The organism is Nonomuraea sp. NPDC049309, from assembly GCF_043196965.1.
GTDB lineage: Bacteria > Actinomycetota > Actinomycetes > Streptosporangiales > Streptosporangiaceae > Nonomuraea > Nonomuraea fastidiosa.
On record NZ_JBICSH010000004.1, the window covers coordinates 533,740 to 547,950 of the forward strand.

The 14,211-nt window shown below is 69.6% G+C and carries 15 protein-coding genes; 7 read left to right on the forward strand and 8 right to left on the reverse strand.

Annotated elements, in window-relative coordinates; all coding sequences use genetic code 11:
* The first annotated feature begins 3 nt into the window (after nucleotides 1-3).
* Complete coding sequence (locus ACGFIM_RS27530) at nucleotides 4-306, forward strand: hypothetical protein (RefSeq protein ID WP_393205385.1); 303 nt, start codon at nucleotides 4-6, stop codon at nucleotides 304-306.
* A gap of 50 nt (nucleotides 307-356) precedes the next feature.
* Here ACGFIM_RS27530 and ACGFIM_RS27535 read toward each other — a convergent pair whose 3' ends face one another.
* Together ACGFIM_RS27535 and ACGFIM_RS27540 are read right to left on the reverse strand one after the other, a co-directional pair.
* On the reverse strand, nucleotides 357-2,207 hold the full coding sequence (locus ACGFIM_RS27535) for an ABC transporter ATP-binding protein (RefSeq protein WP_393205388.1): 1,851 nt from the start codon (nucleotides 2,205-2,207) through the stop codon (nucleotides 357-359).
* Nucleotides 2,204-3,928 carry an ABC transporter ATP-binding protein gene (locus ACGFIM_RS27540; protein ID WP_393205391.1) on the reverse strand — a complete coding sequence of 575 codons (1,725 nt, stop codon included), beginning with the start codon at nucleotides 3,926-3,928 and terminating at the stop codon, nucleotides 2,204-2,206. The genes ACGFIM_RS27535 and ACGFIM_RS27540 overlap by 4 nt, the downstream gene beginning before the upstream one ends.
* 224 nt (nucleotides 3,929-4,152) lie before the next feature.
* On the opposite strand from ACGFIM_RS27540, the gene ACGFIM_RS27545 reads away from it, so the two are divergent.
* Together ACGFIM_RS27545 and ACGFIM_RS27550 are read left to right on the forward strand one after the other, a co-directional pair.
* Nucleotides 4,153-4,644: a nucleoside deaminase gene (locus tag ACGFIM_RS27545; RefSeq protein WP_393205394.1), complete on the forward strand. Its 492-nt coding sequence runs from the start codon at nucleotides 4,153-4,155 to the stop codon at nucleotides 4,642-4,644.
* Nucleotides 4,645-4,680: 36 nt separating this feature from the next.
* Nucleotides 4,681-5,991 carry a sensor histidine kinase gene (locus ACGFIM_RS27550; RefSeq protein ID WP_393205397.1) on the forward strand — a complete coding sequence of 437 codons (1,311 nt, stop codon included), beginning with the start codon at nucleotides 4,681-4,683 and terminating at the stop codon, nucleotides 5,989-5,991.
* Nucleotides 5,992-6,005: 14 nt separating this feature from the next.
* Here ACGFIM_RS27550 and ACGFIM_RS27555 read toward each other — a convergent pair whose 3' ends face one another.
* Nucleotides 6,006-6,275, reverse strand: coding sequence for a hypothetical protein (locus ACGFIM_RS27555; RefSeq protein WP_393205400.1), 270 nt, complete (start codon nucleotides 6,273-6,275; stop codon nucleotides 6,006-6,008).
* Nucleotides 6,276-6,322: 47 nt separating this feature from the next.
* Here ACGFIM_RS27555 and ACGFIM_RS27560 point away from each other — a divergent pair, with 47 nt between their 5' ends.
* Nucleotides 6,323-6,985, forward strand: coding sequence for a TetR/AcrR family transcriptional regulator C-terminal domain-containing protein (locus ACGFIM_RS27560; protein ID WP_393205403.1), 663 nt, complete (start codon nucleotides 6,323-6,325; stop codon nucleotides 6,983-6,985).
* A gap of 28 nt (nucleotides 6,986-7,013) precedes the next feature.
* Here the strand turns inward: ACGFIM_RS27560 and ACGFIM_RS27565 are convergent, their stop codons facing one another.
* Both ACGFIM_RS27565 and ACGFIM_RS27570 read right to left on the reverse strand, forming a co-directional pair.
* Nucleotides 7,014-7,466: a transglycosylase SLT domain-containing protein gene (locus tag ACGFIM_RS27565; RefSeq protein WP_393205406.1), complete on the reverse strand. Its 453-nt coding sequence runs from the start codon at nucleotides 7,464-7,466 to the stop codon at nucleotides 7,014-7,016.
* A gap of 334 nt (nucleotides 7,467-7,800) precedes the next feature.
* Nucleotides 7,801-8,199 (reverse strand): transglycosylase SLT domain-containing protein, encoded by a 399-nt coding sequence (locus ACGFIM_RS27570; protein ID WP_393205409.1) that lies wholly within the window; start codon nucleotides 8,197-8,199, stop codon nucleotides 7,801-7,803.
* Between the two features lie 188 nt (nucleotides 8,200-8,387).
* On the opposite strand from ACGFIM_RS27570, the gene ACGFIM_RS27575 reads away from it, so the two are divergent.
* Nucleotides 8,388-8,873 (forward strand): glutathione peroxidase, encoded by a 486-nt coding sequence (locus ACGFIM_RS27575; protein ID WP_393205412.1) that lies wholly within the window; start codon nucleotides 8,388-8,390, stop codon nucleotides 8,871-8,873.
* A 96-nt stretch (nucleotides 8,874-8,969) separates the two neighbouring features.
* Nucleotides 8,970-10,118: a hypothetical protein gene (locus ACGFIM_RS27580; RefSeq protein WP_393205415.1), complete on the forward strand. Its 1,149-nt coding sequence runs from the start codon at nucleotides 8,970-8,972 to the stop codon at nucleotides 10,116-10,118.
* A 111-nt stretch (nucleotides 10,119-10,229) separates the two neighbouring features.
* Here ACGFIM_RS27580 and ACGFIM_RS27585 read toward each other — a convergent pair whose 3' ends face one another.
* Nucleotides 10,230-11,294, reverse strand: a complete 1,065-nt coding sequence (locus ACGFIM_RS27585) for a LacI family DNA-binding transcriptional regulator (RefSeq protein WP_393205418.1) — start codon at nucleotides 11,292-11,294, stop codon at nucleotides 10,230-10,232.
* 177 nt (nucleotides 11,295-11,471) lie between these two features.
* Between ACGFIM_RS27585 and ACGFIM_RS27590 the strand changes: the two genes are divergently transcribed.
* Nucleotides 11,472-12,683, forward strand: a complete 1,212-nt coding sequence (locus tag ACGFIM_RS27590; protein ID WP_393205421.1) for an ABC transporter ATP-binding protein — start codon at nucleotides 11,472-11,474, stop codon at nucleotides 12,681-12,683.
* 141 nt (nucleotides 12,684-12,824) lie between these two features.
* On the opposite strand, the gene ACGFIM_RS27595 is transcribed toward ACGFIM_RS27590, so the two are convergent.
* Nucleotides 12,825-13,574, reverse strand: a complete 750-nt coding sequence (locus ACGFIM_RS27595; RefSeq protein WP_393205424.1) for an SDR family NAD(P)-dependent oxidoreductase — start codon at nucleotides 13,572-13,574, stop codon at nucleotides 12,825-12,827.
* Nucleotides 13,575-13,639: 65 nt separating this feature from the next.
* Entirely contained in the window at nucleotides 13,640-13,975 is a 336-nt protein-coding gene (locus ACGFIM_RS27600) for a carboxymuconolactone decarboxylase family protein (RefSeq protein WP_393205427.1), read from the reverse strand.
* Nucleotides 13,976-14,211: the final 236 nt, after the last annotated feature.

Here is a 14,211-nt window from a genome sequence, read left to right on the forward strand (position 1 = left end):
CTCATGAACGAAGAACTGAGGACCGTGCCTTTCGAGTGCCAGCGCTGCTGGTACGTCTGGGAGGAGGACTACGTCGTCAGGCACCAGGAGGATCAGCACGGCAACGCGGCCGAGATCTGGCTGCAGAACGGGCTGCCCGTCCCGCCGCCCTCGGCGGCCGCCGTCTGCCCGAAGTGCGGCTGCCAGAAGGCCAAGGTGTTCCCTGACGGCTACCTGACACGTCACCCGGAGCTGATCAAGCAGGCGGAGCCCGCACCCCCGGACGAGACGCCGCTGATCAGCCCGGTACGCCGGCCGCTGTACTGACGCCGGGTTCCGGCGCCGTGGTCGGCGCCGGAACCGGCCCGTTGAACCCCCTAGCTGAGGCTCTCCAGCCATGCCTGGTGCAGCCCGGCGAACCGGCCCGAGGCGGCGATGAGCTGGTCCGGCGGCCCGTCCTCGACGATGCGGCCGTGATCCATCACCAGCACCCGGTCCGCGATCTCCACGGTGGACAGCCGGTGCGCGATGATCAGCGCGGTGCGCTCGGCCAGGATCGTCCGCAGCGCCCGCTGCACCAGCCGCTCGCTCGGCACGTCGAGGCTGGAGGTGGCCTCGTCGAGGATGAGCACGGCGGGATCGGCGAGGAACGCCCGCGCGAACGCGACGAGCTGGCGCTGGCCCGCCGACATGCGGCCGCCGCGCTTGCCCACCTCGGTGTCGTAGCCGTCGGGCAGCGCCGAGATGAACTCGTGGGCGCCGATCGCCTTGGCGGCCTCGCGTACCTGGTGGTCGGTGGCGTCGGGGCGGCCGAACCTGATGTTGTCGGCGACCGTGCCCTCGAACAGGAAGTTCTCCTGCGTCACCATGACCACGGCCTGCCGCAGCGTGGCCTCGTCGAGCGAGCGGAGGTCCACGCCGTCGAGCAGGACGCGCCCCTCGGTCGGGTCGTAGAAGCGGGAGATCAGCTTGGCCAGCGTGGTCTTGCCCGCGCCGGTCGCGCCGACCAGCGCCACGCTCTGTCCTGCCGGGATGGTCAGGTCGAGGCGCGGCAGGATCGGCATCTCCTTGACGTAGGCGAACTCGACGCCGTCGAAGCGGACGTCGCCCTTGGCCCGGCCGCCCGGCAGCGCGGCGGGCTCGCGCGGCTCCGGCACGGAGGGCTCCTCCTCCAGCACGCCGGACAGCTTCTCCAGCGCCGCACCGGCCGACTGCAGCGTGTTGTAGAACTGGCTGATCTCCTGCATCGGCTCGTAGAACTGCCGCAGGTAGAGCATGAAACCGGCGAGCACGCCGACCTCCACCTCGCCGTGCAGGGCGAGGTAGCCGCCGTAGAGCAGCACCGCGCCGATCGTCATGTTGCCGATCAGCTTGATGCCGGTCATGAACGTCGCGCCGAGGATCATGCTGCGCGCGTTCGCCTCGCGGTAGTCCTCGTTGAGCTGCTCGAAGATTTCCTGGTTACGCGGCTCCCTGCGGAACGCCTGCACCGCGCGGATGCCGATCATCGACTCCACGAAGTGCACGATCACCAGGGCGACCGTCTCGCGGGTGCGCCGGTAGACGACCGCCGACTGCCGCTGGAACCACTTGGTGAACAGCAGCAGTAGCGGCAGCGGGATCAGCGCCACCAGACCGAGGTGGACGTCCAGCACCAGCAGCAGCACCGCCGTGCCGACCAGCGTCAGCACCGCCTTGACCAGCGCGTCGAAGCCCGACTGCACCAGCTCGGCGATGGCCTCGATGTCCGAGGTCAGCCGGGAGATCACCCGGCCTGAGGTGTACTGCTCGTGGAAGCTCAGCGACAGCCGCTGGAAGTGGTCGAACACCCTCCTGCGCAGCGTCAGCAGGATGTTCTGGCCGATCGCGCCCATCAGGCGCAGGAACGCCCGGCGGGTCAGCGCCTGGGTGACCGCGGCGGCCAGGATCACCGCGACCACGGTCACCAGCACCGTCGGGGCCTCGCCGCCGGTGATCGGCGGGATGCCCCGGTCGATGCCGATCGAGACCAGGAACGGGATCGACAGCCCGGCCGCGTTCGAGATCACGATGATCAGGACGAGCAGCGCGATCTTCTTGCGGTACGGCCTGAGCAGGTCGCCGAGCAGCCGCCGCGAGCGGGCCCGCAGCAGGACCGACACCTTCTCCGGCAGCTCGTCCTGGTCCTCGGACGCGACGCCGCGCCAGGAGGCGCTGGAGGCCTTCTTCTCGGGAGCCGTCGTGGTCATCGCAGCGCTCCTTCCGACGCGTCGTCGAAGTCGGCGTCCTGCGCCAGCAGCTCGCGGTACTCGGGCACCTCCGCCAGCAGCTCGCGGTGCTGGCCGACGTGGGTGATCGTGCCGTCGCGCAGCAGCGCGACCTTGTCGGCGAGCAGCACCGTCGAGGCGCGGTGCGCCACCACGATGCCGGTGGCGTCGCGCAGCACGTGGCGCAGCGCCTCCTCGACCAGGGCCTCGGTCTCGGCGTCGAGCGCGGACAGCGTGTCGTCGAGCACGAGGATGCGGGGCTTGCTGAGCACCGCCCTGGCCAGCGCGAGCCGCTGCCGCTGGCCGCCGGACAGCGACAGGCCCTGCTCGCCGATACGGGTGTCCAGGCCCCACGGCAGGTCGTAGACGAACATCGCCTGCGCGGTCTGGATGGCCTGCTCCAGCTCCTCCTCGGTGGCGTCGGACCGGCCGAGCATGAGGTTCTCGCGCACGCTCATCGAGAACAGCGTGGGCTCCTCGAACGCGGTGGCCACCACCTGGCGGAGCTGCTTCAGGTCGAGGTCGCGGATGTCCTGGCCGTCGATCGTGACCCGGCCCGATGTGGGGTCGAGCAGGCGGGGGACCAGCGCGGTGAGCGTGGTCTTGCCCGCGCCGGTCGCGCCGACGATGGCGACCGTCTCGCCGGGCTTCACCTCCAGCCAGACGTCGTGCAGCACCGGCTGCTCGGAGTCGGAGAAGCGGAAGCCCACGCCCTCGAAGCGCAGGTGGCCGCGGGGGTTCTCCAGCTTCTTCGTGCCGCTCTCGATGGCCGGGACGGTGTCCATGACCTCCATCACGCGGTCGGCGGAGGTCATCGCCTCCTGCGCCATGACCAGCAGGTAGCCGAGGCTCGCCACCGGCCAGACCAGCTGCAGCATCAGCGTCGTGAACGCGACCAGCGCGCCCAGCGTCAGCGCGCCGGAGCCGACGGCCAGCGCGCCCAGCAGCAGCACCAGCGCCAGCGTGATGTTGGGGACGATCTCCAGGAAGGAGAAAAACTTCGACGACAGGCGCACCTTGTCCATCGAGGAGTTGTAGACCTTGAGCGCGGCGTCGTCGTAGCGGTCGTAGACGTGGTGCCGGCGGCCGAACGCCTTGATCGTGCGGATGCCGATCGCCGACTCCTCGACGAACGTGGCGAGGTCACCCTGCTCGTCCTGGACCTGCCGGGAGATCTTGATGTAGCGCTTCTCGAAGCGCTGCGAGGTCCACACGATCGGCACGACCGAGGCCAGCACCAGCAGGCCGAGCGGCCAGTACTTGTTGAGCAGCAGGATCGTGACGGTGACGACCTGCAGCACGTTCATGACCAGGAACAACGCGCCGAACCCGAGGAAGCGGCGCATGGTCGACAGGTCGGTTGTGGCACGTGACAAAAGCTGGCCCGACTGCCAGTCGCCGTGGAAGGCCATGGGCAGCCGCTGCAGATGTGCGTACAGGTCGTTGCGGATGGCGGTCTCCAGGCCGAGCACCGGCTTGACCTGGATGTAGCGCCGGAAGAAGATCAGCAGCGCTTCGAGCGCGCCGACGCCGACCGCGAGCAGGCCCAGCGGGAGCAGCCCGTCGGAGTCGTGGTGGGCGATGGGCCCGTCGATGACCTTCTCGATGATGAGCGGAAAGATGATCACCATGGCGATGCCGACGAGAGCGGTCACCCAGATGGTGATCAGCCGTAAGACGTAGGGCCGTAGGTACGACCGCATGCGCCACAGGGAGTAGGCGCGGGATCGGGAGAGCCTGGAAGACGGCAGGGCAGGGCGAGGTTGGTGCGTATCGGGAGGCATCCCATCTAATCTAATACGTCGGATCAACCGATTTTCAGTGGCCTCCAGGTGGGTTTCCTGTACATGACGTGGGAAAACGTGAAAGGTCGTGCACTTTCGGCCGGTCCGTTAACCACGGTCGACGTCGGTGAAGGAGGGGGTCGATGATCGCGCAGAACGAGCTGCCATACCTGCGGCGCTGCGTCGAGCTGGCCCGTCAGGCGCTGGAGGAAGGCGACGAGCCGTTCGGCTCCGTCCTGGTTTCGGGCGACGGCAAGGTGCTCGCCGAAGATCACAACCGCGTCGCCTCCGGCGACCGCACGCGGCATCCCGAGTTCGCACTCGCCCGCTGGTCGGCCGAGAACCTCACGCCCACGGAACGTGCCAAGGCCACCGTCTACACCTCCGGCGAGCACTGCCCGATGTGCGCCGCCGCGCACGCCTGGGTCGGGCTCGGCCGCATCGTGTACGCCACATCCTCGGAACAGCTCGCCGCCTGGCTCGGCGAGCTGGGCGTGCCGCCACCACCCGTGCGCACGCTGCCGATCAACGAGGTCGCGCCCGGCGTGACCGTCGAAGGCCCGGTCCCCGAGCTGGCCGAGGAGGTGCACGAGCTGCACCGCCGGTTCCACGGCGGACGTCCGACACCCGTTTGACCTGGGGTTTGCTGGCAGCGTGGCACAGTCGGTCACATGGTCAACCGCCGCTCCATCAGGGCGAAGATGACGCTGGCGACCGTGGTGTCGTTCGGCGTCCTCCTGATGGGCGGAGCGGCCCTGATCTCGGTGACGTGGCCGACCAGGGCGCGAGCCGACCTGACGGAACAGGTGGCCACCGCCAGCCGGCACCTCACCACGATCATCGACAACCGGCGCTTCGACGACCCCATCCAGCCGCTGAACGGCATCGGCCTGCTGCAGGTCGTCACCTACGACGGCCGGGTGGTCGCCGCCAGCGCCGGGCTGGCCGGCCAGCCGCCGATCACGAACGCCCGGCCCACCGGCGGCGACTCCCAGGTGGAGACCCGCGTATGCCGGCCCGAGGGCTGCCTCATCGTGGTCGGCACCAGCAACCGCGCCACCGTCTACGGCCCCGTCGTCGCGTACGCGGCCGTCCGCGAGCCGTTCCTGCTGAACTCGCCGTACCTGCGCCTGGTGCTCTTCGCCTCGGCCGCGCTGCTGCTCGCGCTGATGGCGTGGGGCACCTGGTACGGCGTCGGCCGCGTGCTCGCCCCCGTCGAGGTGATCAGGAAGGGCCTGCAGCGGATCAACGCCGAGGACCTCAGCCGCCGCGTCGCCGTCCCCGACACCCAGGACGAGGTGGCCGAGCTCGCCCTCACCGTCAACGAGACCCTCGACCGGCTGGAAGACGCCGTCGACCGGCACCGGCGCTTCGTCTCCGACGCCTCCCACGAGCTGCGCACCCCCATCACCGGGCTCGTGGTCCGTCTGGAGGAAGGCCTGCACGACCGCAGCGAGGCCGACTGGCGGGCCGCGCTCGACGACGCGCGGCGGCTCGCCGACATCGTCGAGGACCTGCTGCTCATGGCCCGCCTCGACGCGGGCGCGCCGGTCAAGAAGAAACGCCTCGACCTCGACCGCCTCGTGGAAGATGAGGTGGCCCGCCGCCCCTCCCGGCTGCCCGTCACCGTACGCGCCGAGCCCGGCGTGTACGTCCGCGGCAACCGGCTCCGCCTCGCCCGCCTCCTCACCAACCTGCTCTCCAACGCCGACCGCTACGGGGACTCCAAGGTGGAGGTGCACGTGCGAAGCGACGGGGATCGGGCCGTGCTGGAGGTCGTCGACGATGGGCCCGGCATTCCCGAGGAGATGAGGGAGCGGGTGTTCGAGCGGTTCACCCGCCTCGACAAGACGCGGTCGCGGGACATCGGGGGGAGCGGGCTAGGGCTGCCGATCGCCAGGGACATCGCCAGGGAACACGGCGGGGACCTCACCATCGAAGGGCCGCAGACCCGCCTCGTCCTCCGCCTGCCCCGCGATTAGAGCTGCCGGTATCTTCACACGCTCGTCCACATCGGGCGTTCGTGCAGCGCCTCGAGCATGCGCAGCAACGGGTTGTACCTCGAATAGCGGCGGCCGGCCATGCGCATGAGCTCCTCGTAGCGGCGCAGCGCCCGGATCGGTATGTCGTCGCGCAGCCGGTCCCCTGTGGTCTCGTCCCAGCGGTCCCGGCACGCGAGTCCGGGCAGGACATCGAACAGTTCTGTCGTGTAGGTGCGGTCGTCGTGCTGGAGGAGCCCCATCGTGACCTCGAGCAGTTGCCGCATCCGTCACAGCCCGCCGGAGCCCGATGATCGCGTCCCTAGAATGAGCCATGCCCACTGAGCCTCTCTCCCGGAAACGGATCGTCGCCGCGGCCGTCGGGCTGATCGAGCGTGAGGGCGCGGACGCGGTCTCGATGAGGCGCATCGCGGCCGAGCTGGGCGTCGGCGTGATGTCGCTCTACAACCACGTCTCCAGCAAGGACGCGCTGCTCGACGGGGTGGCCGAGGCGGTGCTGAGCGAGATCGAGTTCACCGACGACCCGGGAGCGCCGTGGAGCGAGCGGGTGCGCGGCCAGGCGCGGGCGTTCCGGCAGATCGCGCATCACTACCCGCGCTGCACGATGCTCGTGGTCAGCAGGCAGCTGCGGTCGGCGGCCGGGCTGCTGCCGGTGGAGCGGGCGCTCGCGACGTTGCGCGAGGCCGGGTTCGACGGGCCAGGCGCGGTACGCGTGCTGCGCGTGTTCATCGCCTACATCGTGGGCTCGCTGCTGCGGGAGGTCGGGGTGACGCCGGCGTTCACGCCGGCGCAGACCAGGACGATCAGTGCGGACGGTGTGGATCCGGCGCTGTTCCCCGAGGTGACGTCGCTGGCTGGGCTCCTGGGGGAGTGCGATCACGAGGCGGAGTTCGAGTTCGGGCTCGACCTGCTGATCAGGGCGGTCGAAGAGATGGCGGGGAGGCGGGGGAGCGGAGCGGAGGAGGGCATCCGGTGAAGCGGCGCCGGATGCCCTCCGGAGCCTGCTAGTACCAGTTGTGTGCTCTGAAGTGTCCCCAGGCGCCGCAAGGCCTGCCGTACCTCCCCTTGATGTAGGCAAGGCCCCACCGGATCTGCGTCTCCGGGTTCGACTTCCAGTCGCGGCCGGCTCCGCGCATCTTGGTGGCCGGGAGGGCCTGCGGGATGCCGTACGCGCCGGATGACCGGTTGCGTGCCCGGTGGTTCCAGTTGCTCTCCCTGGTCCACAGGTTGTCGAGGCAGCGGAACTCGCGGAGGCTCCACGAGCGCTGGACGACGTGTCCCAGGGCGATCTTCTTGTTCCTGTTGGCCGGCCGGATGGCCGAGATCTTCGGCCGGGCCGATGTGGTCCAGGTCCTGACTTTGATCGGGTGCGTCTCGGCCGTGGCCTCGGTGACGCCCATGGCGGTGAATGCGCTGACAGAGATGATTGTGCCGGTGAGCACGCGTTTGCTGTCCAAATCGATCCTTGCTGCCGGGCCGCGTGCGGACGGGCGCGCTCGAGGCGCGCCCTGCCGGTCCGCGCCCGTGGCTCGGGCGCGGAGGGTCCGCGCGGCCCTCCGGGATCCTGCTACCGCCCGATCGCGCTGGGCGGCCCGGAGGGCACCGCGGCGTGTCCTTTAGCACGGTTTCTATTACGCACAGTCACCATCGGTCACTCACAGTGACACGCGAAGGGCGGGTGTTTGCGCGATCCTTGCGGATAAAAGGCCCCCTCGCTGGAGCGGGATTGCACGGTCCGCTCCGGAGCTGGGCGGGCCTTGGCGGAAAAAGCGCGCGAGCCTGGGGTTTGGGTCAGTACCAATGGTGGGACTGGAAGTGGCTCCAGGCCCGGCATGGCGTCTTGTAGCGCTGCTTGATGTAGCCGAGTCCCCAGCGGATCTGTGTGCGCGGGTTGGTGCGCCAGTCGCGCCCTGACGAGGCCATCTTGTGGCCGGGCAGCGCCTGCGGGATGCCGTAGGCGCCGGAGTAGCGGTTGCCCGCTCGGTGGTTCCAGCCGCTCTCCCGGGCCCAGAGCCTGACCAGGCACCTGAACTGGGCCGTGTCCCATCCGCGCTTGGCCACCATGGCCCGCGCGATGGACTTGTTCTTGCTGCTGGTCTGGGAGCTCTGCGCCTGTGCGGCCGAGGCGCCGCCGGCCGTCACGAGCGTGGCGGCCAGCACCAGTACGCCGGTACGGCGAAGCATGGGCATGCGGGTTCCCTTTCGAGGGGTTTCACGGACCGCGCCACAGTGCCCGAGCGATTTCCTTGACAGGGAATTGACCTTGTATACGAAGATCGTCAGTAAAGATCACGATATATACCGTCTTCTGGGGATTTGTCCGGAAAATGAGGACTGTGTCACAAATCTGGCCCTGACTCGTTCTGTAGGGTCGGATCATGAGCCTCAGTGACATCCCGCTGCGCACTCTCGACGACGCCCCCACCACGCTCGGCGCCCTCACCTCCGGCGGTCCCGCCCTGATCGTGAACGTGGCCTCGCGCTGCGGCCTGACCCCGCAGTACGCCGCTCTCGTCGAGCTCCAGCGCCGCTACGGCCCCCGCGGCTTCACCGTCGTCGGCATGCCCTGCAACCAGTTCGCCGGCCAGGAGCCCGGCACCGCCGAGGAGATCAAGGAGTTCTGCGCCACCACGTACGGCGTGGACTTCCCGCTCCTTGCGAAGGCCGACGTCAACGGCCCCGGCCGCCACCCCCTGTACGCCGAGCTGACCCAGGCCCCCGACGAGCAGGGCGAGGCCGGCGACGTGCAGTGGAACTTCGAGAAGTTCCTGGTGGACCGCGAGGGCAAGGTCGTGGCCCGCTTCCGCCCGCGCACCACACCCGACGACCCGGCGGTCATCGCCGCGATCGAGAAGCTCCTGTGAGCAAGCGGTCGCCAAGCGTTACGAAGTCATGACGCTAGGCGTGCCGGCCGGCGGGTAATCAACCCCGTTGTCTCAGGTCGGCCCGCAGGGAGCGTGATGACGATCAATACGTACGCCGGTAACCCGTACGCGGGATCGCCCTTCACCTACGCCGCCGAGCCCGCCGTGTCGCCGTATGCGATCGTCGAGCTCATGCCCGGTGTGCGCAACCTGTGCGAGTACGCCCGCGTGGCCCCGGGCGACCGGGTGCTGCTGCTCATGGAACACACCGTGGACCCGGTGGTCGTGCAGGCGATCGCCGCGGCGGCGGCGCTGCGCGACGCGGACGTGCGCATCCTGTCGGTGCCGCCGTTCAGCGCGGGCGGCTGGGACCGCGAGGCGCCGCTGCAGATCGAGACCGCCGCCTTCCACGAGGCCGACGTGGTGATCAGCGGCACCTGGTGGGGCGAGGTGCACACGGCGCCGCTGTTCTTCGACCAGATCAGGGCGCGCTCGGCCCGGTTCGTGTCGCTGCACATGACCGCGACGGCCGGCGCGCTGCTGACCGGTGCCCGGCTGCCCGTCGAGGTCTTCTACGCGCTGGTGGCCAGGGCGCTGCGGCAGCTCTCCACGGCCTCGACGATCAGGGTGACCTCCGCGCGCGGCACCGACCTGACGTTCGGCGGTTTCACGTTCGAAGACCCGGGGCCCGGCGGGCTGCGGCCAGGCGACTGGCGGCCGTTCCCGTACGGGGGCGTCAACTTCTGGCCGACCGAGACCGAGGGCGTGCTGGTCGTCGAGGACTCCACGGTCACCGGCGTCCCCGAGGAGCCGCTGCGCATCACGCTCGAAGGCAACCTCGTCCGCAAGATCGAGGGCGGGGCGGCCGCCGCGCAGCTGCGCAGGTACGCCCCCGAGGGCTTCTACATGCGACATGCGCTGTTCGGGCTCAACCCGAAGGTGCGGCTTTCCGGCGGCACCCAGTTCGAACGGGAGAAGCACGCCGGGGCCTTCTACTGCGGGCTCGACGGGCTCACCGGCGGCGTGCCGGTGACCTCGGGGCCCGGCTTCGCCCACTGCGACTGCCAGGTGGACCGGCCGACCGTGGTGGTGGACGGCGAGCTGTTCGTCGAGCACGGGCGGCTGCTGATGCTGGACGAGCCGGAGATCAAGCAGGTGGCCGCCAGGTTCGGCCCGCCCGAGGTGATCCTTGACGACAACCCGGTCCTGGTGCTGCCCCGCCGCTACACGGGCGGCGCCGCGTAACGAGAGCCGCCCGTCCGGCTCCCACGCCACGTGACAACGGCCGGCCGCGCAGGCTCAGACACCGCGCGAGAACGGCTCGTCGCGCAGGGCTCCGGCGTCGCGCGAACGGGCTCAGCGGCGCGGGCCGCAGCTGCCCCGGACGATCAGCTCCGTGGGCAGCACCACCGAGCGCTGCCGCCGCCCGCCCGAGCGCAGCACCAGCTCGGCCGCCCGATAGCCCATGTCGCGTCCCGGCTGCGCGACCACGGTCAGCGGCGGCGAGCACAGCTCGGCCCAGGGCACGTCGTCGTACATGATGAGCGAGACGTCCTTCGGCACCCGCAGGTCCAGCTCCCTGGCCGCGAGCACGGCCGCCTCGCCGAGCACGTTCCCGCCCGCCACCACCGCCGTCAGGTCGGGGCGGCTCTGGAACAGCCCGGAGGCGGCGGCGTAGGCGGAGTCGCGGCTGCCGGTGCCGAACACGATCAGCTCCTCGTCCACCGGCTCGCCCACCGCCTCCCGGAAGGCCGCCGCCCGCCGGTCGTGTCCGGGGCCGCCGATGAAGGCGATGCGCCGGTGGCCGAGCCCGCGCAGGTAGCGCACCGCCGTACGGATGCCGCCCCGGTCGTCGGCCACCACGGACGGCACGTCCAGCGGCTTCGAACGGGCGGGAGCGGGCGCGGCGCCGTCGAGCAGCAGCAGGTCGTTGACGGCGCTGACCGCGGGATCCTCCTCCGCGGGCGGCGCGGCGGGCAGCCGGTCGGCGAAGACCACCGTCATGCCGGCGCGGATCGCCGGCGCCCAGCTCTCCTCGTCGCCGGACGGCACCGCGATGAGCCGGTCGACGCTCTGCTCCAGCAGCATGCCGATCAGCTCGGACTCCTGCTCGGGGTCGCCTCCCGTGGAGCCGATCACCACCGGCTCGCCGGCCGAGCGGGCGCAGGCGAGCACGCCCTCGGCGAGCTGCGCGTGGAAGGTGTCGGTCAGGTCGGGGACGAGCAGGCCCATGCCGCCGGTGCGGCGCTGGCGCAGGTTCCTGCCGAGCGCGCTGGGGCGGTAGTCGAGCTGCGCGGCGACGGCCAGGACGCGCTCGCGGGTCTGCGGACTGGCCGAGCCTCCCGACAGCACCCGGGAGACGGTGGCGACGCCCACCCCGGCCGCCTCCGCCACATCTTTGATCGTCGCCCGCTTTGCCATGGAAACGATTCCATCATGGTTTCCGGTAAACGGAAAGTCTTAGAGGTGACAAAGGCTGGTCATGCCGTAACCCTTGACACTCATGTCCGTTTCGGGTGAGATGCTTGAAAACGTATCCACGCGAGTGGGAAACGGGACCAACATCCGGGCTGCCGCCCTGGAGCGCGAAGGAATGTCATGGCATCCATCGTTCTGACGAACGTCGACAAGGTCTACGCCGGTGGCGTCAAGGCCGTGAACGGACTCAACCTTGAAATCAAGGACGGCGAGTTCATGGTGCTCGTCGGCCCGTCCGGTTGCGGTAAGTCGACCGCGCTCCGGATGATCGCGGGTCTGGAGGACATCAGCGCCGGTGAGATCGCCATCGGCGGCAAGGTGGTCAACCACCTCCCGCCGAAGGACCGCGACATCGCGATGGTCTTCCAGAACTACGCGCTGTACCCGCACATGACGGTCGAGGAGAACCTCGCCTTCGGCCTCAAGCTCCGCAAGATGCCCAAGCCGGAGATCCAGAAGCGGGTCAACGAGGCCGCCAAGATGCTCGGCCTGGAGACCTACCTCAAGCGCAAGCCGGCCGCCCTCTCCGGTGGTCAGCGTCAGCGTGTCGCCATGGGCCGCGCCATCGTGCGTGAGCCGCAGGCGTTCCTCATGGACGAGCCGCTGTCCAACCTGGACGCCAAGCTCCGTGTCTCCATGCGCGCCTCGCTCAACCAGATGCACGAGCGCCTCGGCGTCACCACCGTCTACGTCACGCACGACCAGGTCGAGGCCATGACCCTCGGCGACCGCGTCTGCGTGCTCCGCGACGGCATCCTCCAGCAGGTCGACACCCCGCAGAACCTGTTCGACAAGCCCGTCAACCTCTTCGTGGCCGGCTTCATGGGCTCGCCCGCGATGAACTTCGTCACCGCCGAGCTGGTCCGCGACGACGGCCCCGCGGTGGCCTTCGCCGACATCAAGCTGCCGATCCCCGAGTCGACCTTCACCGAGAAGCCGGGCCTCGACCAGTACATCGGCAAGAAGATCATCCTGGGCATCCGCCCCTCCGACTTCGAGGACGCCGCCTCCGCCGGCAACCACGCCAACGGCTGGGCCACGCTGCCCGTCAAGGCGGAGGTCACCGAGGAGCTGGGCTCCGAGATCAACGTCCTGTTCCTGATCGACGCCCCGCCGGTCGAGCACAAGGACACCGTGGCCGCCGCCGACGCCGGTGACGACGACGACGCCTCGCTGCCGCTGTCGGGCGACAAGTCCCTGTGGACCGCCCGCGTCAACGCCCGCAGCCACGTGCGCCCCGGCCAGCAGATCGACCTGGTCGTCGACACGCACAACATGCACTTCTTCGACGCGTCCTCGGGTCTGGCCATCGGTCACGAGGCCAACCGCTGAGGCACCGGCCACCCATTCCCGGTCGCGAGTAGACGCGCGCGACCGTCCGGGCCCCCACCGCGACCCCCTCCCGCGGCGGGGGCCCCTTCTCCTTCAGGGGCCCCGGGCTCTGGGGGAGCCTCAGGCGTGTTCCCGCGGCCCTCAGCGGCCGATCCGCTGCGACACCTTCTCCTGCACGCTGCGCGGCACCAGCCGCCCGACCGCCACGATCGTCTTGTACCGCAGGTCGGGGATCGACACCCGCTTGCCGAGCGCGAGGTCCCGCATCGCGGCGCGCACCACGTCGTCCGCCTTGAGCCACAGGAAGCCCGGGATCGACGAGGTGTCCATCGAGGCGCGCTGGTGGAACTCGGTCCTGACGAAACCGGGGCACAACGCCATGATCTTGATGCGCGGGTTGCCCACCTCGGCGGCGGCCGACTGGCTGAAGTTCACCACCCACGCCTTCGAGGCGCTGTAGGTGCCCCGCGTGAAGAACGCCGCCACCGACGCCACGTTCACGATCGCGCCGCGGTCGCGCTCACGCATCCCGGGCAGCGCCGCCAGCGTCAGCCGCAGCACCGCCTCGCAGTGCACCTTGAGCATGCGCACCTCGCGCTCGACGGGAACGTCGGGGAAATGGCCCGCGTTGCCGAACCCGGCGTTGTTGATCAATAGATCGACGCCCTCGCGCACGCGTGACTCCACCTTCGCCAGCCCCTCCTCGGTGGCCAGGTCGGCGGGCAGCACCTCGACGGGGACGCCGTATCTCAGCTTGAGCTGGTCGGCGGTGCGGGCAAGACGGAGCTCGTCCCGCGCCACGAGGACGAGCGAAAACGCGTCGGCGGCCAGGCGCCGGGCGAAAGCGGCGCCGATTCCAGAGGTGGCGCCGGTGATCAGTGCGGTAGGCATGTCTGAACCCTAACGTTCACGGCACCCCCGCCGTATCGGCCCGCGCGGCGGCGAGCTCTGCGCGCTCAGCCCGCGGGGTCCGGTTCATCGCGCCGTTCCCGCCTGACGCGTTCGATCAGCGACTCGACCTGGTCGTTCAGCTTCGCGCCGCGGGCCCAGCCGGCGTAGGCGGTGAGGAAGACCACCACCTCGCGCAGCTCCGCCTCGTTCAGCTCTCCGGCGCGCAGTGCCACATCGAGCTGGACGTCGAGCAGGTCGTGCAGGCCCTGGCCGACGAGCAATCCGAACAGGAGCAGCCGGCGCTCCCTGACCGACAGCACCGGACGTGACCAGACCTCGGCGAACAACCGCTCGGCCGTCATGCCGAAGGAGTCGACGGTCTCCATGGCGGGTTCTGTCATTGCGCACTCCGCGGGTGTCGGAAGGGATCCTCATATCTTTCGCTACTTCCCGAGATGAACCAATGGAAGGTTGCATGAACGTTGGAACCCAGCGTTGCGAACCCGACCCCGGACCTCGGATGCCGTATTTCAAGTAAAGCCAACATGCGGCCAAGATTTGGTCAAGATTTTCTGTGGGTGATCGGGCTCCGAACACAGGAAAACGGGCACAACTTCTGCGGTGATCCGGCAATCGG

Bases quoted from the DNA above. Each gene is read 5' to 3' on its own strand.
- ACGFIM_RS27530 (WP_393205385.1), top strand. From the start codon at position 4: ATGAACGAAGAACTGAGGACCGTGCCTTTCGAGTGCCAGCGCTGCTGG.
- ACGFIM_RS27535 (WP_393205388.1), bottom strand. From the start codon at position 2,207: ATGACCACGACGGCTCCCGAGAAGAAGGCCTCCAGCGCCTCCTGGCGC.
- ACGFIM_RS27540 (WP_393205391.1), bottom strand. From the start codon at position 3,928: ATGCGGTCGTACCTACGGCCCTACGTCTTACGGCTGATCACCATCTGG.
- ACGFIM_RS27545 (WP_393205394.1), top strand. From the start codon at position 4,153: ATGATCGCGCAGAACGAGCTGCCATACCTGCGGCGCTGCGTCGAGCTG.
- ACGFIM_RS27550 (WP_393205397.1), top strand. From the start codon at position 4,681: ATGGTCAACCGCCGCTCCATCAGGGCGAAGATGACGCTGGCGACCGTG.
- ACGFIM_RS27555 (WP_393205400.1), bottom strand. From the start codon at position 6,275: ATGCGGCAACTGCTCGAGGTCACGATGGGGCTCCTCCAGCACGACGAC.
- ACGFIM_RS27560 (WP_393205403.1), top strand. From the start codon at position 6,323: ATGCCCACTGAGCCTCTCTCCCGGAAACGGATCGTCGCCGCGGCCGTC.
- ACGFIM_RS27570 (WP_393205409.1), bottom strand. From the start codon at position 8,199: ATGCCCATGCTTCGCCGTACCGGCGTACTGGTGCTGGCCGCCACGCTC.
- ACGFIM_RS27575 (WP_393205412.1), top strand. From the start codon at position 8,388: ATGAGCCTCAGTGACATCCCGCTGCGCACTCTCGACGACGCCCCCACC.
- ACGFIM_RS27580 (WP_393205415.1), top strand. From the start codon at position 8,970: ATGACGATCAATACGTACGCCGGTAACCCGTACGCGGGATCGCCCTTC.
- ACGFIM_RS27585 (WP_393205418.1), bottom strand. From the start codon at position 11,294: ATGGCAAAGCGGGCGACGATCAAAGATGTGGCGGAGGCGGCCGGGGTG.
- ACGFIM_RS27590 (WP_393205421.1), top strand. From the start codon at position 11,472: ATGGCATCCATCGTTCTGACGAACGTCGACAAGGTCTACGCCGGTGGC.
- ACGFIM_RS27595 (WP_393205424.1), bottom strand. From the start codon at position 13,574: ATGCCTACCGCACTGATCACCGGCGCCACCTCTGGAATCGGCGCCGCT.
- ACGFIM_RS27600 (WP_393205427.1), bottom strand. From the start codon at position 13,975: ATGACAGAACCCGCCATGGAGACCGTCGACTCCTTCGGCATGACGGCC.